We start from the raw sequence: 16,849 nt of genomic DNA on the forward strand, positions 1-16,849 counted from the left end.
ATCAGTACCTCACTCGCGGGTCGATGAGCGCAGCGATCACGTCTACCAGGAAGTTGGTCACTGCCACCAACACAGCGAGCAGAGCGACGATGCCCTGCACGGCGACGAAGTCGCGACTTCCTAGGTACTGTGCCAGCTGGAAGCCCAGCCCCTTCCATTCGAAGGTGGTTTCGGTTAGCACCGCACCGCCCAGCAGCATGGCGATCTGCAGGCCCATCACCGTAATGATCGGGATCAGCGCAGGCTTATAGGCGTGCTTGGTGACTAAGCGGAATTCGCTCACCCCGCGGGAACGTCCGGCCTCAACATAGTCCCGGCCCAGGGTGCCAATCACATTGGTGCGGACCAGGCGTAGGAAGACGCCACCGGTAAGCAGGCCAAGGGCGACGGCGGGCAGCACGGCATGTTGCAATACATCACCGAGCGCGGCCATATTGCCGCTGCGGATGGCATCAAGGAAATAGATGCCGGTGGGTGAACTGAGCTGCTGTAAGGCCAATGCGTTCTCGGTATCGGCGCGCCCGGCCACCGGGAACCAACCGAGCCAGACGGAAAAAATAAGTTTCAACAGCAAACCGGCGAAGAACACCGGAGTTGCATAGCCCAGGATGGCGAAAATTCGCAGCCCAGCGTCGGGCCACTTATCCCGGAATTTCGCGGCCAGCATGCCGAGCGGAATGCCAATTAGTAACGCCACGATCAGCGCGAAGAAAGCCAATTCGAGAGTTGCCGAGCCGTAGGTCAGCAGCACCTGGGTGATCGGCTGGTTATCCAGGGTGCTGCCGAAGTTTCCGGTCAGAATATGGCCGAGGTATTCGAAGTACTGGACGAAGATTGGACGGTCATAGCCCGCATCGTGGATTTTGACTGCCAGTTGCTCGGGCGGTAATTTGCCGCCCAGGGCAGCCGTGATCGGGTCACCGGTGACCCGCATCAGGAAGAAGACCAGGGTGACCAAAATAAAAATGGTCGGGATGATCAAGAGGAATCGGACCAGGATGTATCGTCCCAAGCCGCCGCCGGAACCTTTGGCTTTTTTGAGCGCGGCAGGTTCTAGCTCCGCGGGAGATTCTATGAGTGCAGTCATTTGTGCCTTTTAGTTGGTGCCCAGGATTGAGGCAGAGAGCTCAAGCCGATGGGCATGGTTTGGGGCAGGGTGCGCTGCACCCTGCCCCAAACGAGTCATTACTTCTTGGAAATTACAGCCAGACGGAACTTGAAGGCTGCGTCCAACGTGGTGTCCACGCCGTCGACATTTTTCCCGGCAACCGCAATCTGGTTACCCTGCAAAAGCGGCAGAGTGGAAAGATCCTTGGCTTCTAGCTCCTGGATCTGACCGATCAGCTCGGCGCGCTTCGCCTTGTCACTGGTGCCCTGCTGCTCGGAGATCAGCTTCTGCACCTCTGCGTTGTCATAGTGGTTGTGCAGGAAGTTGTCCTTGACGAAGAACGGGGTCAGGTAGTTATCCGCATCGGAGTAATCCGGGAACCAGCCCAGCTGGTACACCGGGTAGAGATCCTTGGTGCGGTCCTTGGAGTACTGGGTCCATTCGGTGGACTGCAGGTTCACCTTGAACAGCCCGGACTTCTCCAGCTGATCCTTAACCTTGGCGTATTCGTCGCCCGAGCTCGGTCCATAGTGGTCCGGGTTGTACTGCAGGTTGACCGTTACCGGGCCGCTAATCCCGGCATCGGAAAGACGCTGCTTGGCCTTGTCCAGGCTCGGTGCGCCGCTGCCATCGCCATAGAGCGACTTGAGCGGCTCGGTAGCACCGGGCAGTCCGGAGACCACGGGGGAATAGGCCGGAGTGTAGGTGCCCTTGTAAACATCCTCAGAAATCGCCTTACGATCAACCAGATCGGCAATCGCCTGACGCACCGCGAGGGCCTTCTTTGGATCAGCCTCGGGGGTCTTCGTCCCGAAGGGCATGGTGTCGAAGTTGAAGACCATATAGCGCAACTCGCCGCCGGGGCCGGTGTGCACCGTGACGTTGTCCTTGGTCTTCAGGTCGCCAATATCTGTTGCGCTCAGGCTGCGCCAGGCCACGTCGATCTTATTGGTCTGAATATCGAGCTTGAGGTTATTGGAATTGGCGTAGTACTGAACATTGACCACATCGGTCTTAGCCTTTTCTACCAAGCCGACATAGCCCGGATTGGCTTTCAAGCTGACCAGTTGGTTCTTGGTGTAGCTGGTCACGTCGTAGGCGCCCGCAAAAGGATGCGCCTTGGCGATGTCCTCGTCGGTCATCAACTTATCGGCCGGGAAGACCTCGTCATCGACGATCGGTCCGGCCGAGGAGGTCAGCACACCCGGGAAGGTCTGGTCATTGGGCTGCTTGAGCGTGAAGACCACGGTGTTGGCATCGGGGGTGGCGATGCTGGCCAAGTTGGTGAGCAGCGAGGCCGGGCCGTTCTCATCATTGATCTTGATGATCCGGTCGAAGCTGAACTTCACGTCCTTGGAATCAAGGGTGTGCCCATTGGCGAACTTGAGGTTCGGTCGGAGCTTGACCGTGTACTCGGTCGGCTTGGTGAAGGATGCGGACTCCGCGAGATCCGGCTCCACCTCGTTCCCCTGCGGTTTGATATTGACCAGGAAGGGGTAGACCTGAGTCTCCATGAACAGCGAGCCATTGTCATAGGATCCGGCCGGGTCAAGGGCCACCACTTTATCGGTGGTGCCAATGGTCAGTGAGCCGCCGGAGGTCCCGCCCGTGGTGTTCCCGGTGTTTCCAGCCGGGCCGGTGCAGGCCGTGAGTGCCAACGCGGATACGCCAGCGAAGGCTGCGATATACCGCAACCTGGAAGTGTTCTTAGACATCTGAGAACTTTCTTTCGATGAGTGATCTACGCCGCCTCTGCCCCCGCAGATGTGAACCAGCGCACAATCATGATCCTCTGTTTTTACCAGAGATACCAGAAGTTGTCCCCTTGGCGGTGATTTTGCAACCAGTTAGTTACCAAGCGCAACCCGGCTACAAGCCGCGAAATCACCGAAGATCCGAGCCGCAGCCCGCTCTCTGGGAACTGCTCCACGTGCGAACTCGGCGAGCAGGTCCTCGGTCGATTCCGCGCCCAGGTCCTGATCCATTCCGCTATCCAACCAGGCTTTGAGCAGTGGCTCATCGAGTTCAAGATGGAATTGCAGGCCCAGTGCGCTGCCGAATCTAAAAGCCTGATTGGCGCAGCCCTCGGTGCTGGCCAATAGTTCAGCTCCTTCCGGAAGCCTCGCGTTGTCGGTGTGCCAGTGCACGACGTCGAGCCCGGCCAGGATTGCCAACTCACCGGTGGCTTGAACCGGCCCGAGGCCGATCTCCCGGCTCGCCGCATAGTCAATACCGGCGTCGAGCGCGAGTGCAATGATCTGGTGCCCCAAACAGACGCCCAGCACGGGAAGCCCCATCTGGATCGCTGATCGAACTAGCGCCCGCTCCTGCCCGAGGGCCGGATAGTTTTGGGTATCCCCGGCATCCATCGGTCCACCCATGAGTACGACGCCGGCCAGCTCACTCAGCGGAGGCAACTCAGGTTGCGCCTCGGTGAGCAGATTGCGCAGCCGCCAAGGCACACTCTTCGCGTCCAGGGCGGAGGCGATCAGGCCGGGGCCTTCGACGGCAACATGCTGCAGAATCAACACATATTTCACAGCACCAACTCTATTGCCCTGCTCCGCGAAGAGGGGAGCCCGGCAGCCGGTATCTGCTAGCGTTTGGCACTGTTGGGCTGAACGGTCCGGCGGTTCACGAAGGGACTCCTTATGGCTGTCAGCTTGCTCGGAAAGTTGTTGCGAAAAGTGCGTCCTGACGAAAATAGAAGCAGTTGGTACGCTCCAGAACTCGCTGCGGAGGAAACTCTTCAGGTACAAAGCACGGCTTTCCAGGACGGGCAGGCCATCCCGCTGACTCATTCGGGTAAGGGCCGGGGAGACAACCTCTCCCCTGCGCTCTCCTGGTCCCAAGCTCCGGCGGGCACTAAGCAGCTGTTACTGATCATCGAGGATATCGATGTGCCTTTGCCGCGACCGATTATTCACACCATCGCAGCGCTTTCACCGAGCCTCCTTGGACTTCCGGAAGGTTCTTTGAATCAAGAGGATGAAAATATTCGTTTTCTGCCGGCATCCTTCGGCAGTCATGGCTATGCCGGGCCTCGCCCGCTTCCCGGGCACGGTGTGCACCGCTATGGCTTCCAGCTCTTCGCTTTGGACCGGCCGCTGGGCGAGGAGCCGAAGAATGTGGCCGCCCTGCTTGAACTGGTTCGCGGACATGTCTTAGCCCGCGGCCGTCTCACCGGCATTCAGGAGGGCTAGAAGTTCAGTCCTGTTGAGCCTTGAGTTTTCGCCAGCCACCAGCCCGGTTGTTCGCGATGATCTGTTGGAACATCGTACTGAGCGCGTCACGGTTAATTAAGTCTCCTTCGCGGAAGGAGACTGTGCGAGCCGTCTTATTCTGATGTCCTGCGGTGATGATGCCCTCCGGATCAGGCACCATGCCGCCGTCGTAGATGAACACGTTCACATGGTCCTTTGCGGCTAACAGGGCACAGATATTTCCCTGCAACACGAAATAGGGCTGGACCGTGCGCTTAATGGTCTCGGTAACCTCTGGATCGGCGGCGTGCACCAGTTCCCGAACCTCACGGCAGATCGCTTGCTGCCAAGCAGGCAAGGAAGCGATATAGGCATCCACCATTGGATCGATAACGTAGCTCATGAGCTGCCTTTGTTCCGCGGCTTGCTCAGCCGATGCGCTCGAGCGCTCGCGCCGTATCGATGGTGGCCTGCCCCAGCACCCGGGTGCCCTGATAGAGCACCACAGTTTGTCCCGGAGCTACCCCACGCATCGGCTCATCCAAGGTGACGGTGAGTGCCGGGATACCATCCTGATCCGGTTCCACCCGGGCTCGGGCTGGCACCGGATCGCCATGCGCGCGGACCTGAGCCATGCAGGGGAAATCTTCACCTCGCCCCACTTCTGCAATGGGTTCGCCCGCCCAGGAAATCTTAATGCCACGGATTTCTTGAATAGCGAGCAGGGCCTCTGGCCCGACCACCACGGTGTTCTCTTTAGGCCTGATCTCCAAAACGAAGCGCGGCTTACCGTCGGCCGCCGGGGTTCCGAGTTTGAGGCCGCGGCGCTGGCCAACGGTGAAGGCATTCGCACCCTCGTGGCTGCCAACCGTGGCCCCGGTCTCGTCGATCACCTGGCCGGGAGTCATCTCAATCTTCTCGGCCAGCCAACCTCGGGTATCGCCGTCGGAGATAAAGCAAATATCGTGGCTGTCCGGCTTCTTGGCTACGGAGAGTCCCCGCCGTTCAGCCTCCGCGCGGACCTCGGCTTTGCTGGCCACATCGGCCAGCGGGAACATCGAATGCGCCAATTGCTCGTGCGTCAGTACCCCCAGCACATAGGACTGATCCTTGGCCCAGTCATTAGCCCGGTGCAACTCGTAGTTCCCGGCCTCGTCCTGATCCACCCGGGCATAGTGGCCGGTGCAGACGGCGTCAAAGCCCAGAGCCAAGGCCTTCTCTAGCAAGGCGGCAAATTTGATCCGCTCATTACAACGCATACAGGGGTTTGGGGTGCGTCCGGCGGCATATTCCGCGATGAAATCGTCCACCACCTCTTCCTTGAACCGCTCGGAGAAATCCCAGACGTAGTAAGGAATACCCAGCTTCTCGCAGGCTTTCCAAGCATCCGTGGAATCTTCGATGGTGCAGCAGCCCCGGCTCCCGGTGCGCAGGGTTCCGGGCATCCGGGAGAGCGCCAGATGCACTCCGACCACTTCGTGCCCCGCCTCAACGGCTCGGGCGGCGGCGACGGCGGAGTCCACTCCACCGCTCATAGCGGCTAAAACTTTCATCTTGCTCCTAGAGGCGTAGCTTTGGCGGCGAGCGCCTGAGTCGCGGCGGTTTGGATAGTGGATTGGTGCCCGGCCATTCCAGCCTGTTTTGCCTGGGCGTGGGCTTGCGGTAGCGCAGCCATCAATACATCAACGTCGCTTTGCTCCGTGGTATGCCCCAGGCTAAAGCGTTGCGCGCCTCGGGCTTCTTCCTCGTCCAAGCCCATTGCGAGCAGAACCTGAGAGGGCCGTGGCACTCCGGCCGTACAGGCCGATCCGGTGGAGGTCTCAATACCCGCCATATCCAGCAGGAAAAGCAGCGAATCACCCTCACAACCCGGAAAGGTGAAATGTACATTGCCGGGCAGTCTCTCCGTTGCGGAGCCTCGCAGCACGGCCTCGGGAATGGCCTGCCTAATCCTCTCGATGAGCTGGTCCCGGAGCGCGGCGAGTCGGGCCGATTCTTCCGCTAAATGTTCGACGGCGTCTGCCGCGGCGGCCGCGAAAGCGGCAATGGAGGGCGTATCAAGAGTTCCGGAACGAACGTCGCGTTCCTGCCCGCCGCCGTGCTGTACCGGGGTGAGCTTGATCGCTCGTCCCAGCAAGAGCGCGCCGATCCCTACCGGACCACCGATCTTGTGCCCGCTGATCGACATGGCGGCTAGACCTGAATCCGCGAAGTTCACAGGAACTGAACCGAAGGCTTGGACGGCGTCGGAATGCACGGGAATACCGTAACTAGCCGCGAGCGCAACCACCTCGGCAATCGGCTGCACGGTGCCCACTTCGTTATTGGCCCACATCACGGTGACCAGCGCGACCGACTCCGGATCGTCGTCGAGCGCTTCTCGATAAGCATCCAAATTCAGCCTGCCGTCAGGGTCAACCGGCAGCCAGACCGCTTCGGCTCCCTGGTGCTGCTGGAGCCATTCCACAGTGTCCTGCACGGCAGGGTGCTCGACGGCGGAAACCAGAATGCGCTTCCGCCTCGGGTCCGCAGCGCGGCGGGACCAATACAGACCCTTTACGGCCAGGTTATCTGCCTCGGTGCCGCCGGAGACGAAGATCACCTCGGATGAGTGGGCTCCCGCGGCTCTGGCTAAGATTTCCCGGGACTGCTCTACCACTGCGCGGGCACGACGACCCGAACCGTGCAGCGAGGATGGATTGCCGCTACGGCTAAGTTCTTGGGTGAGTGCGGCCAACGCCGGTGCGGACAAAGGCGTGGTTGCCGCATGATCGAAGTACACGGGCACCCACCGATTCTACCTCCTCTCGGGATATCCGACGAAAGCGTTTGACCTCTAGTGCCCTTGAGATTGGATGATGCTGGCATGGATCTTTCACTGATGATTTGTTCAACCTGCGGAGTCGAACACTCCGCAGAGTCCTTGGCGAGTGGGGTTTGTTTGATCTGCCAAGATGACCGGCAGTACGTCCCCGAACAGGGGCAGTCCTGGGTCACTCTGGGGCAATTACAGGAGCAAGGGCAGGGCCTCATAGTAGAACTCGCCGAGAAGGGGTTGTGGAAAATCCAGGGCTCTCCCAAGTTTGGCATCGGTCAGCATTCACTACTGGTCCAGACCGCAGAGGGGAATCTGCTCTGGGACCCGCCAGCCTTTATTGACGCGGCTTCAATAGCTCAAATCTCCGAGCTGGGAGGCGTGGCAGCGATCGCTTCTAGTCACCCACATATGTTCGGCATCCAACTCGAATGGTCGGCGGCTTTCGATCATGCTCCGGTCTATGTTGCCGAGGCCGACCGGGCGTGGTTGCGCCGAGAAGGTGCCGCAGTGCGCTTCTGGTCGGATCACGAACAAGTACTGCCAGGCGTGAACCTGATTCAGATCGGCGGGCATTTCCCGGGCAGCGCCGTGGCGCACTGGAGCACGGCGCGGGGAGGGGTTCTTCTGACCGGAGACAGCATCTTCCCGGTACCCTCTGGCTGGGCCAGCTTCATGCGCAGCTACCCCAACTACATTCCGCTCTCCCCCGGAGCGGTTAAGCGAATCGCCACCCGGGTCGCCGCCCTTGAGTTTGATCGCGTCTATGGAAATTTCGGCAATAAGCTCGGCGCAAATGGCTGGGAAGTCATCCAGCGATCGGCGGAGCGGTATATCGACTGGATCACCGGAGCCCACGACGATCTCACCTAAGCACCCCAGCCCCCTCCGCCTACCTGCTCCACCCGCACCACCCCCACTACCTCGTCGCCGTCGCACCGCCCCCACTGCCTCGTCACCGTCGCCGTCGCGCGAGTGCACAGTTAACGCCCATGTTTCACCCCGCTGATGGGCGTTAACTGTGCACTCGCGCGTGGAGGGGTAAAGGACGGGCTGGGAGGTGGTGGGGTCCACGGAGCGGACGGGGTGGAAATTCGAGATCGCCTGAATCTAGGCTCTTACATATTCCATTATTTGAGATTCACATCTCAATATATGAGACAGGTGAGAGTGTTGCAGGAAATTGGTGGTCGTCACTGGCTCATGCTGGGCTTGGCCGTTTTGGCGCAAGCAGTCAGCTCAATCGTGGTCAATGGGATGGCTTTCCTGATCCCACAGCTGAACAGTCAATGGGGATTGGATCTGACCGGCGCCGGTTTCCTGATCGCGATGCCGTTGCTGGGCACCATGTCCACACTGATCCTCTGGGGCGCGGTGATCGACCGAATTGGCGAGAAACGGTCCTTAGGCATCGCCTTGACCGGAACCACTGCCGCTCTTATCGCCTCCGCTCTCAGCAACTCTCCCTGGCAGCTAGGCCTGTTTCTCTTCCTGGCTGGGGCAGCGACCGGCTGTACTAATTCGGCCGGCGGCCGCGTGGTGGTTGGCTGGTTTCCCGCCGAGCGACGCGGGCTAGCCATGGGCATCAGACAAATGGCACAACCGCTGGGAGTTGGCATCGCCTCCTTGCTGCTGCCCGCCGTGGCTCATGGCCATGCCTTGCAGACCTCGCTCGCCGTCGTGGCTGGCATTGCGGCTGTGGTGACCGTGGCTTGTTGGCTGGGCATCTCTAATCCTCCACGCCGAGCCCGCCGCACCGATCCGGGAACCGAAAATCCTTATTTGCGCAGCAGTTACCTAGCTCGTATCCATCTGGTCTCAGCAATCCTGGTGATCCCGCAATTCACGGTCTGGACCTTTTCCTTAGTCTGGTTGCTAGGTGAACGCCGCCTCGACCCGGTTGTGGCCGGGGTGATTGTCGCGATTGCTCAGGTGGCCGGCGCACTGGGACGAATCGCTGTCGGCGTCTGGTCAGACCGTTCGGGTAGCCGGGTGGCGCCGCTGCGTTCGGTGGCGCTGGCCGCCGCCGCAGGCATGTTGTTGCTTGCACTAACCGACTATCTTGGCTCCCCGATCTCTATTGCACTGCTTCTGATCGCCTCGGTGATCACAGTGGCCGATAATGGACTAGCTTTCACCTCGGTAGCCGAGGCCGCAGGCCCGTATTGGTCCGGACGGGCGCTGGGAACCCAAAACACTGGCCAATATCTGGTCTCGGCCATCGTGCCACCGACGATCGGTGCGCTGATCGGGCTCTTCGGCTATCCCTTGGCTTTCGCACTGACTGGCCTGGCCCCGCTGATCGCCGCACCTCTGGTTCCCGGACGGGAAGCCGAACGACAAGCCTCCGAAGCCGCTGGCTAATAGGCTCATGAGGCGCGAAGGCGTTACTGCTGTGGTGGCGATACCGCAAGTTTGGGCTGTATCGAGTTGAAGGTTGAATTGAGTAGCGCATCCGAGGAACAACTCAGGCTGAAAACGATGCCGGTACCCGCACGATTGAACATCCGGGCGCTATAGATCCTGGCCGGATTCTTGTTTTTCGCGGGAGTACGCAAGGTCAGCAACTGAATCTTTGGTGAGGGCTTGTCTAGTTCCTTGGCCCAGCGCATGGTTGTCGCTTTCAAGGTCTCCGGCAGAATCGAAGGAATCAGGTATTTGAAGAGCGCGACGGTAGAGGCCTTATCGTCATTAGCCACCATAAGCGACTGCTGATTCACGGTCTGCCACAAACTCAGTACGCAGCCATTAGCATGCTGATACTCGGTCCAACCGGCTTGATTTAGTTTCACCGACTTCCATTTCGAGGGGACTGTTTTATCCCCCGAGGTATCCGGTTCGGTCAGCTGATCCGTCCACGCCACCGGGACCCCGACGGAAAGAGTGTTCCCGGCCGCCCAGCTCAGTTCCTTCGCGGCCACCGCATCCGCATTGTGTCCTGGCAGCACCGTGGGGGCGGAGTAAGTGGGGCTTGGGCTGGGCGAAAGTGTCGAGGTGTCCTGCGGTGAGGGCACCGTGATGGTGCAGGCTGTCAGCCCAGCCAATAAAAGGAGGGCGGAGATACCGGCAAGGGTGGCAGCAAAGGCGCGCGCCGACGTCGTTCGCATGCTGACTCTCCCCCTTCTGTTTTCGTGCTCAATCTCTCGCCTTACCGTATCAAGTTGGCAAAACCATACCCCACAGGAGCAGGATAGGAAGGTGACGAACAACGAATCCGAACAACATCCCTGGAGCCGCTACGTCGCGATGGGAGACTCTTTCACCGAGGGCATTGGTGATCCCGAACCGACCAGCCCGGGCGGGCACCGCGGTTGGGCGGACCGTCTGGCCGAGGAACTCAGCAAGGGCCATCAGGACTTCGCCTACGCAAACCTGGCCATCCGTGGCAGATTGTTGCAGCAGATCCTCGATGAACAGTTAGCACCCGCTTTGGCGCTCAATCCGGACCTGATTTCCATTTCGGCCGGCGGTAACGACCTGATCCGCCCGGGCTCCGATCCGGATGCGCTGGCGGAATCCCTCGACGCTGCAGTGGGCAAAATGGCTGCTTCCGGCGCTACCGTCTTGCTCTTCAACGGACCGGATATCCGCGATACCCCCGTCCTAGGTCTGGTGAGAGGCCGGGTTGCCATCTATAACGAGAACTTACGCACCGTGGCCGCACGCCATGACGCGGTGATCGCCGATATGTGGTCGCTGCGTGAGCTTTCCGGCCCGGCCATGTGGGACGACGACAGGCTGCATTTCTCGCCCCTGGGCCATCACCGAATCGCCATGATGACGCTAGAAGCACTCAACGTGCCGCACCGTCTGGAACCTTTGGAACCACCACCGCTGCCGGTGCGCACCTGGCGTGAAGCCCGAACGGAGGATCTGGTCTGGGCACGGGAGTTCTTTGTGCCCTGGGTGCTGCGGCGGATTAGGCATCAGTCTTCGGGCGACGGCGTGAGCGCCAAGCGCCCCACCCCCGGCCCGGTCTTTGGTCCAGGATCGGCGCACCGCGGCTGAAACTCCCCCGTCATAGAAGGCTTTTGCCCTCGATGGCCCAGGGAAAAGAGTAATCTGAGGGCATGATGGTTTCGATGCTGCCGGCCTCCAGCAGCTACAGTTTCTCGGCGTTCCCTTGGTTCTTCGTAATCTTTGTGATCCTCGCGGTGGTGGGGCAGATCAGCCGTGCCCGTAGGCGCACCAGAGCGCGCCAGCAAAACCCACAACAGTTCCAGCAACAGCCCCCGAATGTTTCGGCTTTCGACGCCGGTTACCAACCGCCGCCAGCAAACTTCCAAGCGCCCGCGCCCTACCAGCAGGGAAATCAGCCTCCGGCCGCACCGCAAACCACCCCTCCGCAGAGCTATCCACCAGCCCCGGGCAACCCCCTGGGCTGGCAGCAAGCTACGCCAGCCCAGCCATTGTCCGGTTTTGCTTCCTCCCGTTGGGCGTCCGAACAGGATTTGAAGCAACGGCTCAACGAACTAGATCAACGCCGACGTGCCGGGCAGATCAATGCCGAGCAGTATCAAGTTGAACGCGACGCCATCTTCAGGGATCACTAGAGTCCTTCTGCTTCAAGCAAGGCACCGATCTGCGCGGTTTCGGTGAGGAAACCGTCGTGTCCAATGTCCGATTCAATCCAGTGCACCTCCGTGCTCTGGGGCATCGCCTCGGCCAACTCCAGCGTCTGGGCGGGCAGATAGAGCCGGTCCGTAGTCACCGCCGCCAGCACGAAACGCACCCCCGCAGCCGCTGCTAGCGCCTCGGCCAAGCCGCCCCTGCCCCGCCCCACATCGTGACTCATTAATGCCTCGGTCAGGGTCACATAGCTATTAGCGTCGAAAATCTGCGCCAATTTAGCCGCTTTGTGATCGAGATAGCTCTCCACCTGATACCGCTGCCGCCAGGCTTCGGTGGAGCGCTCGGCGGAGACCGGGTGCTCCCCCGGCTGAGCGGTCCTGCCGAAGCGATCGGCAAGTTCGGTCTCGGAGCGATAGGAGATGTGAGCGATTCTGCGTGCCAGGCCGAGCCCGGAGATCGGCGCGGCTTCGCTGTAGTAATCCCCGCCGCGGTAATCCGGATCTTGACGAATGGCGAGCACTTGAGCCTGAGCTAAAGCGATCTGCTCGGCTGAACTCGCCGCACAGGCTGCGATCACCACCGCGGTACCTACCCGATCGGGGAAAGTCACCGCCCACTCCAGAGCACGAGCACCGCCCATCGAGCCACCAATCACCGCGCGCCATTGGCTAATACCCAGGGCATCGGCCAATCTCGCTTCCGCCCGCACCGAGTCCCGCAGCGTTAGGTAAGGAAACCGCGAGCCCCAGGGCTCGCCGTCGGGAGCCAAAGAGGACGGCCCGGTGCTGCCATAGCAGCCACCCACCATATTGATGCAGACCACGAACAGCTCATCGGTATCGATGGCCTTCCCCGGCCCCACTAAACCGTCCCACCAGCCGGGTTCCGCGGAGTCCGCTTGCACGGCGTGGGAACTGCCGGTCAGAGCGTGCTGGACCAGCACGGCGTTGGAGGCATCGGCATTGAGCTGCCCCCAGCTCTCATAACCAAGCACCACCTCCGGGATAGCAACCCCGGTCTCCAGCACCAGTTCGCCAATCGGCTGATGGCGCAACCCAGCGGCGGCGCCCTGCCGAACTTCCTGGTGGGCTGAGGGATCGACGCGCACCTCAGAAACAGTCATCGCAGTTCGGACTTCGCCGCCCTGAAGCCAGCCTCCAGATCAGCCAGAATATCGGTGATGTTCTCCAGTCCCACCGACAATCGGACCAGGCCAGGATTGACGCCGGCGACCAGTTGCTGAGCCTCGGTCAGTTGCGAGTGCGTGGTAGAGGCCGGGTGGATGACCAGCGAACGAACATCGCCAATATTGGCCACATGTGAGTGCAGTTCGAGAGCATCTACGAAGCGCTTACCGGCTTCTACACCGCCCTTGATATTGAAACCGATCACCGCACCGGTACCCAGCGGGCCGTACTTACGTCCGCGCTCGTACCACGGGCTGGAGGGCAGCCCCGCATAAGCCACCGACTCCACGCTTTCCTGTTCGGTGAGCCATTGGGCTACCTGCACGGCATTGGAGACGTGTCGTTCAATCCGCAGGCTGAGAGTTTCCAGTCCTTGGGCGATCAAGAAGGCATTGAAGGGTGATACCGAAGAGCCCAGATCACGCAGCAACTGAACCCTAGCCTTGAGGATATAAGCCAGATTGGCACCCAAGGCGCTGCCGACTCCCAGGTCCCGGGCATACACCAGGCCGTTATAGCTCTCATCCGGGGTGTTGAAGCCAGGGAATTTCTCCGGATTCTGCCCGTAATCGAATGTTCCGCCATCGACAATCACTCCGGCCACTGCGGTGCCGTGCCCGCCAAGGTATTTGGTGGCCGAGTGGACCACGACGTCGGCACCCCACTCCAGCGGTCGAATCAAATAAGGAGTGGCCAGAGTGTTATCCACGATGAGCGGCACACCAGCCTCATGGGCTACCGCGCTGACGCCCTCCAGGTCCAGGATGTCCTGGCGCGGATTGGAAACCACCTCGCCAAAGAAGAGCTTGGTGTTGGGCCGGACCGCTGCACGCCACTGCTCCAAATTATCCGGATCCTCGACGAAGGTGACCTCAATGCCAAACTTCTTCAAGGTGTGCGCCAGCAGGTTATAGGTTCCGCCATAGAGGCTGGGGCTGGCGACCAGGTGATCGCCGGCCTCCGCAATATTCAAAATGGCGAAGGTCTCGGCGGCTTGACCGGAGGCGAGCAGCAACGCGGCGGCACCGCCTTCTAGGCTGGCAATCCGTTGCTCCACCACATCCTGGGTGGGATTTCCGATCCGGGTGTAGATGGGAGCCAGCTCGGCAAGGGCGAAACGGTTGGCCGCGCTCTCCGCACTGGGAAAGACATAGGAAGTGGTTTGGAAGATCGGCAGTGCCCGTGCTCCGGTTCCGGGGTCCGGTTCCTGGCCTGCGTGGATCTGACGTGTTTCGAAGGACCAGCCATTGCTCATTTGAGTCTCCTTGAGTCAAGGGCCTTCTACGGTGGGTAGGGTAAAACCCCGGCAACCATCGATCAGAAGGTACCCGCACTTGCGCCTGACCTGGTGGCCAGGGCCCGGTCGTCACCCGGGGCACCCCACCGCGGAGGAGGGTTGCCGTCCAGCAAGCCGGGGCAGGCGTTCCGAGCGTCCCTGAGCTTCCTCAGGCAGATCACGGAACTTTGCTGGCACTCATGACCTGCTTCCAGTGTGCCGGGGGCGCCAGCCACAGGCAACAGTAAGGCGAAAAGTGACGAGATTATGACGGTCCTTTCCGCCGAGTGTGGAGTTCTGCACCTTAAACCCCGCTCAAAAGATGTAGATCTCCACACTCGGCGACACGGAGATGAGGGAGAGTGACTTAGGTAACCCTTAGTCGAGACGTGAGTCACAAAGTGCGAGGATACTGACATGCGCATGGACCACGTTTCTTACGCTTGTGAACCGGACGGATTGGCTGCCACCACGGAGCGAATCTCAGCAGCTTTGGGGGTAAAAGCTGTGCGCGGCGGGGTACACCCCCGCTTCGGCACCCGGAACATGATCATTCCACTGACCGATCACCACTACCTCGAGGTAGTCGAGGTGCTCGATCATCCCGCCTCGGATAAAGCACCCTTCGGCCAGGCCGTGCGGGCCCGTTCCAGCGCCGGTGGCGGCTGGATGGGTTGGTGCGTTGAAGTCGATGACTTGCTCCCCTTTGAGGAGCGGCTGGGTCGCAGCGCGGTTCCCGGGAATCGCAAGTTCCCGGACGGCCAGGAGCTCATCTGGCAGCAAATCGGCATCAAGGGCTTGATCGCCGATCCTCAGGTCCCCTATCTACTCAAATGGGAGGGCGATCCTTCGCTGCACCCCTCGCTGGCCAAGCCCAGCACGGTCAAGCTGTCCAAGCTGACCATTGCGGGCTCCGCCGAACGAGTCACCGAGTGGCTGGGCGAATGCGTAGACAAGCCGCTGGAGGACGTCACCGTGGAGTGGATAGCCCCACACGGCACCCCCGGCATTATGAGCGTGACCTTCGAAACGCCCAACGGCGCGGTCACGGTCTAAACCGCTTCTTATCCGCGAGTTCGCGGGTAACGCTCGGATTCGCGGGTAAAAACAGGCGAATCCGAGACCCGCACGCGAACTCGCACGGGGTGCCGGAAGAGAAACGGGTGCTTAGCCGAACCCCAGCTGCGAGCCGAAGCTAAAGGCCGCGATATCCAGCAGGCTGTGCGCAATCACCAGGGGCATTACTCGTTTAGTCCGGGTGTACAGCCAGCCGAAGAGCAGCCCCATCACGAAATTCCCGACGAATGGCCCGAATCCCTGGTAAAGGTGGTAGCTGCCGCGGATCAGGGCACTGACAACAATGCTCATCCAAGGTCGCCAGCCGAGCTGATTGAGGCGGTTGAGCAGGTAGCCCACCACAATGACCTCTTCAACCAGGGCATTCCTAACCGCAGAGATCACCAGAATGGGAATGGTCCACCAATAATCGTGCAGCGAACTGGTGACGATTTGCGCCGTGACCCCCAAGCTTCGACCCACGGCGTAAAGCCCCAGAGTTGGCGCCCCGACCAGCACCATAAGCCCTAGCCCCCACAGCAGGTCCCGCCAGGGACGCACAAGAGTCAGCCCTACCGCTTGGAAACCACTGCGCGTTGGTTTCCACAGTAGATAAAGCACTAGCACCACCGGCATGAGTGCAAAGAAGTTATCCAATAACTGATAGGTCAGATCGAAGTATTCCCGATTGCCTTTCGGCACATTCAGTTGGGCAGTTGCCTGCGAAAGCGGCCCCTGGCTGAGCACGTCGATCAGATTGACCAGGGCACGCACCCCGGCCTGCCCGAGGGAAAGCGCCAGCACGATTAGGATTTCCACTCGCCAGCGGCGCCGCAGCGCGGGAACACTTCTCATGGCTCACATTAAACAGGGAGATCGACTGAGCACTACACTCGACACCATGAGTGCGCCCCGCCAGATCATCCTGCTGCGTCACGGCCAGTCGGAGGCGAACATCGATCAAAGCATCTACGACCGGATCCCCGATTATCGAATCCCGCTGACCGAATTGGGGATCAGCGAAGCCAAGGAAGCCGGAGAAACCATCCGGAGACAGCTGGACGGGCAGAAGGTCTGCGTCTACGTCTCGCCCTATTTGCGCGCCTACCAAACCCTAGAAGCCCTTGGGCTAGGAGATTTGGTGGATCGAGTCTTTGAGGAACCCCGGCTGCGGGAACAGGATTGGGCAAACTTCCAGAACCCGGCGGATATCGCCGAGCAGAAGGAACTGCGCAACGCCTATGGCCACTTTTTCTACCGATTCCGGGATGGTGAATCTGGCTCCGACGTTTACGACCGGATCTCCTCCTTCCTCGAAACCCTTTACCGGCACTGGACCCGCCCCGACTATGCCCCGAATTCTCTGCTGGTTACTCATGGGCTAACCATGAGGTTGTTCTGCATGCGCTGGTTCCACTGGTCCGTAGAGTACTTCGAATCGCTCAACAACCCGGAAAACGCCGAGATCCGCTCGCTACTTCGGGACGGCGGCCACTACCGGCTGGAGCCCGGTTTTCAGCAGTGGAAACCCACCGCTCCGGGGCAGACCGTATTGCAGACACTTCAGAGTCGCTGAAAATACATCATGCTGGCCTGACTTAATTAGGGCGAAATCACTTTTGAGGGTAGCCT

Annotated in this window: 17 protein-coding genes and 1 riboswitch; of the genes, 7 read left to right on the plus strand and 10 right to left on the minus strand. The window is 60.3% G+C overall.

From position 1 onward, the window contains the following. Position 1 precedes the first annotated feature (1 nt). From FHU41_RS05745 to FHU41_RS15270, 3 genes are all read right to left on the minus strand, one after another. The gene (locus tag FHU41_RS05745) at positions 2 to 1,087 is read right to left on the minus strand and encodes an ABC transporter permease (protein ID WP_179388637.1); all 1,086 of its coding nucleotides are present in this window, start codon (positions 1,085 to 1,087) and stop codon (positions 2 to 4) included. Between the two features lie 98 nt (positions 1,088 to 1,185). Beyond that, positions 1,186 to 2,823: an ABC transporter substrate-binding protein gene (locus tag FHU41_RS05750; RefSeq protein WP_179388638.1), complete on the minus strand. Its 1,638-nt coding sequence runs from the start codon at positions 2,821 to 2,823 to the stop codon at positions 1,186 to 1,188. Positions 2,824 to 2,955: 132 nt separating this feature from the next. Continuing rightward, a complete protein-coding gene (locus FHU41_RS15270; RefSeq protein ID WP_179388639.1) occupies positions 2,956 to 3,648 on the minus strand; it encodes a glutamine amidotransferase-related protein in 693 nt (230 codons plus the stop codon). Positions 3,649 to 3,795: 147 nt separating this feature from the next. Between FHU41_RS15270 and FHU41_RS05760 the strand changes: the two genes are divergently transcribed. Continuing rightward, positions 3,796 to 4,311 carry a YbhB/YbcL family Raf kinase inhibitor-like protein gene (locus tag FHU41_RS05760; protein ID WP_179388640.1) on the plus strand — a complete coding sequence of 172 codons (516 nt, stop codon included), beginning with the start codon at positions 3,796 to 3,798 and terminating at the stop codon, positions 4,309 to 4,311. Between the two features lie 4 nt (positions 4,312 to 4,315). Here the strand turns inward: FHU41_RS05760 and FHU41_RS05765 are convergent, their stop codons facing one another. The 3 genes from FHU41_RS05765 to FHU41_RS05775 are packed head-to-tail and all read right to left on the minus strand — an operon-like array spanning position 4,316 to position 7,099. Beyond that, positions 4,316 to 4,714: a DUF1801 domain-containing protein gene (locus FHU41_RS05765; RefSeq protein ID WP_179388641.1), complete on the minus strand. Its 399-nt coding sequence runs from the start codon at positions 4,712 to 4,714 to the stop codon at positions 4,316 to 4,318. A 25-nt stretch (positions 4,715 to 4,739) separates the two neighbouring features. Next, positions 4,740 to 5,864: a tRNA 2-thiouridine(34) synthase MnmA gene (mnmA, locus tag FHU41_RS05770; RefSeq protein ID WP_179388642.1), complete on the minus strand. Its 1,125-nt coding sequence runs from the start codon at positions 5,862 to 5,864 to the stop codon at positions 4,740 to 4,742. Then, positions 5,861 to 7,099: an aminotransferase class V-fold PLP-dependent enzyme gene (locus FHU41_RS05775; protein WP_179388643.1), complete on the minus strand. Its 1,239-nt coding sequence runs from the start codon at positions 7,097 to 7,099 to the stop codon at positions 5,861 to 5,863. Before FHU41_RS05775 ends, mnmA begins: the two co-directional genes overlap by 4 nt. A 78-nt stretch (positions 7,100 to 7,177) precedes the next feature. On the opposite strand from FHU41_RS05775, the gene FHU41_RS05780 reads away from it, so the two are divergent. Together FHU41_RS05780 and FHU41_RS05785 are read left to right on the plus strand one after the other, a co-directional pair. Further along, positions 7,178 to 7,999 carry an MBL fold metallo-hydrolase gene (locus FHU41_RS05780; RefSeq protein ID WP_179388644.1) on the plus strand — a complete coding sequence of 274 codons (822 nt, stop codon included), beginning with the start codon at positions 7,178 to 7,180 and terminating at the stop codon, positions 7,997 to 7,999. 297 nt (positions 8,000 to 8,296) lie between these two features. Then, on the plus strand, positions 8,297 to 9,490 hold the full coding sequence (locus tag FHU41_RS05785; protein WP_343046252.1) for an MFS transporter: 1,194 nt from the start codon (positions 8,297 to 8,299) through the stop codon (positions 9,488 to 9,490). Positions 9,491 to 9,513: 23 nt separating this feature from the next. Here the strand turns inward: FHU41_RS05785 and FHU41_RS05790 are convergent, their stop codons facing one another. Next, the gene (locus FHU41_RS05790; RefSeq protein WP_179388645.1) at positions 9,514 to 10,233 is read right to left on the minus strand and encodes a C8orf58 family protein; all 720 of its coding nucleotides are present in this window, start codon (positions 10,231 to 10,233) and stop codon (positions 9,514 to 9,516) included. A gap of 139 nt (positions 10,234 to 10,372) precedes the next feature. Between FHU41_RS05790 and FHU41_RS05795 the strand changes: the two genes are divergently transcribed. After that, positions 10,373 to 11,134: an SGNH/GDSL hydrolase family protein gene (locus FHU41_RS05795; RefSeq protein ID WP_246279551.1), complete on the plus strand. Its 762-nt coding sequence runs from the start codon at positions 10,373 to 10,375 to the stop codon at positions 11,132 to 11,134. A gap of 62 nt (positions 11,135 to 11,196) precedes the next feature. Then, the gene (locus FHU41_RS05800; protein WP_179388647.1) at positions 11,197 to 11,679 is read left to right on the plus strand and encodes a hypothetical protein; all 483 of its coding nucleotides are present in this window, start codon (positions 11,197 to 11,199) and stop codon (positions 11,677 to 11,679) included. Here FHU41_RS05800 and metX read toward each other — a convergent pair. Both metX and FHU41_RS05810 read right to left on the minus strand, forming a co-directional pair. Then, positions 11,676 to 12,821, minus strand: a complete 1,146-nt coding sequence (gene metX, locus FHU41_RS05805) for a homoserine O-acetyltransferase MetX (RefSeq protein ID WP_179388648.1) — start codon at positions 12,819 to 12,821, stop codon at positions 11,676 to 11,678. The two genes, FHU41_RS05800 and metX, sit on opposite strands and share 4 nt — an antisense overlap. Further along, positions 12,818 to 14,140 carry a bifunctional o-acetylhomoserine/o-acetylserine sulfhydrylase gene (locus tag FHU41_RS05810; RefSeq protein WP_179388649.1) on the minus strand — a complete coding sequence of 441 codons (1,323 nt, stop codon included), beginning with the start codon at positions 14,138 to 14,140 and terminating at the stop codon, positions 12,818 to 12,820. The genes metX and FHU41_RS05810 overlap by 4 nt, the downstream gene beginning before the upstream one ends. Positions 14,141 to 14,210: 70 nt before the next feature. Then, positions 14,211 to 14,367, minus strand: a riboswitch (SAM riboswitch). A 211-nt stretch (positions 14,368 to 14,578) separates the two neighbouring features. On the opposite strand from FHU41_RS05810, the gene FHU41_RS05815 reads away from it, so the two are divergent. Beyond that, positions 14,579 to 15,217 carry a VOC family protein gene (locus tag FHU41_RS05815; protein WP_179388650.1) on the plus strand — a complete coding sequence of 213 codons (639 nt, stop codon included), beginning with the start codon at positions 14,579 to 14,581 and terminating at the stop codon, positions 15,215 to 15,217. A 111-nt stretch (positions 15,218 to 15,328) separates the two neighbouring features. On the opposite strand, the gene FHU41_RS05820 is transcribed toward FHU41_RS05815, so the two are convergent. Further along, on the minus strand, positions 15,329 to 16,072 hold the full coding sequence (locus FHU41_RS05820; protein WP_179388651.1) for a CPBP family intramembrane glutamic endopeptidase: 744 nt from the start codon (positions 16,070 to 16,072) through the stop codon (positions 15,329 to 15,331). Between the two features lie 46 nt (positions 16,073 to 16,118). On the opposite strand from FHU41_RS05820, the gene FHU41_RS05825 reads away from it, so the two are divergent. Beyond that, positions 16,119 to 16,793 carry a histidine phosphatase family protein gene (locus FHU41_RS05825; protein ID WP_179388652.1) on the plus strand — a complete coding sequence of 225 codons (675 nt, stop codon included), beginning with the start codon at positions 16,119 to 16,121 and terminating at the stop codon, positions 16,791 to 16,793. The last annotated feature ends 56 nt before the right edge of the window (positions 16,794 to 16,849 follow it).

The organism is Psychromicrobium silvestre, assembly GCF_013408295.1.
GTDB classification, from domain to species: Bacteria; Actinomycetota; Actinomycetes; order Actinomycetales; family Micrococcaceae; genus Renibacterium; species Renibacterium silvestre.

Coding starts and splice junctions, on each gene's coding strand:
- FHU41_RS05750 (WP_179388638.1), bottom strand. CDS start 2,823: ATGTCTAAGAACACTTCCAGGTTGCGGTATATCGCAGCCTTCGCTGGC.
- mnmA (WP_179388642.1), bottom strand. CDS start 5,864: ATGAAAGTTTTAGCCGCTATGAGCGGTGGAGTGGACTCCGCCGTCGCC.
- FHU41_RS05790 (WP_179388645.1), bottom strand. CDS start 10,233: ATGCGAACGACGTCGGCGCGCGCCTTTGCTGCCACCCTTGCCGGTATC.
- FHU41_RS05800 (WP_179388647.1), top strand. CDS start 11,197: ATGATGGTTTCGATGCTGCCGGCCTCCAGCAGCTACAGTTTCTCGGCG.
- FHU41_RS05820 (WP_179388651.1), bottom strand. CDS start 16,072: ATGAGAAGTGTTCCCGCGCTGCGGCGCCGCTGGCGAGTGGAAATCCTA.
- FHU41_RS05795 (WP_246279551.1), top strand. CDS start 10,373: ATGGGAGACTCTTTCACCGAGGGCATTGGTGATCCCGAACCGACCAGC.
- FHU41_RS05745 (WP_179388637.1), bottom strand. CDS start 1,087: ATGACTGCACTCATAGAATCTCCCGCGGAGCTAGAACCTGCCGCGCTC.
- FHU41_RS05810 (WP_179388649.1), bottom strand. CDS start 14,140: ATGAGCAATGGCTGGTCCTTCGAAACACGTCAGATCCACGCAGGCCAG.
- FHU41_RS05815 (WP_179388650.1), top strand. CDS start 14,579: ATGCGCATGGACCACGTTTCTTACGCTTGTGAACCGGACGGATTGGCT.
- FHU41_RS05765 (WP_179388641.1), bottom strand. CDS start 4,714: ATGAGCTACGTTATCGATCCAATGGTGGATGCCTATATCGCTTCCTTG.
- FHU41_RS05825 (WP_179388652.1), top strand. CDS start 16,119: ATGAGTGCGCCCCGCCAGATCATCCTGCTGCGTCACGGCCAGTCGGAG.
- metX (WP_179388648.1), bottom strand. CDS start 12,821: ATGACTGTTTCTGAGGTGCGCGTCGATCCCTCAGCCCACCAGGAAGTT.
- FHU41_RS05780 (WP_179388644.1), top strand. CDS start 7,178: ATGGATCTTTCACTGATGATTTGTTCAACCTGCGGAGTCGAACACTCC.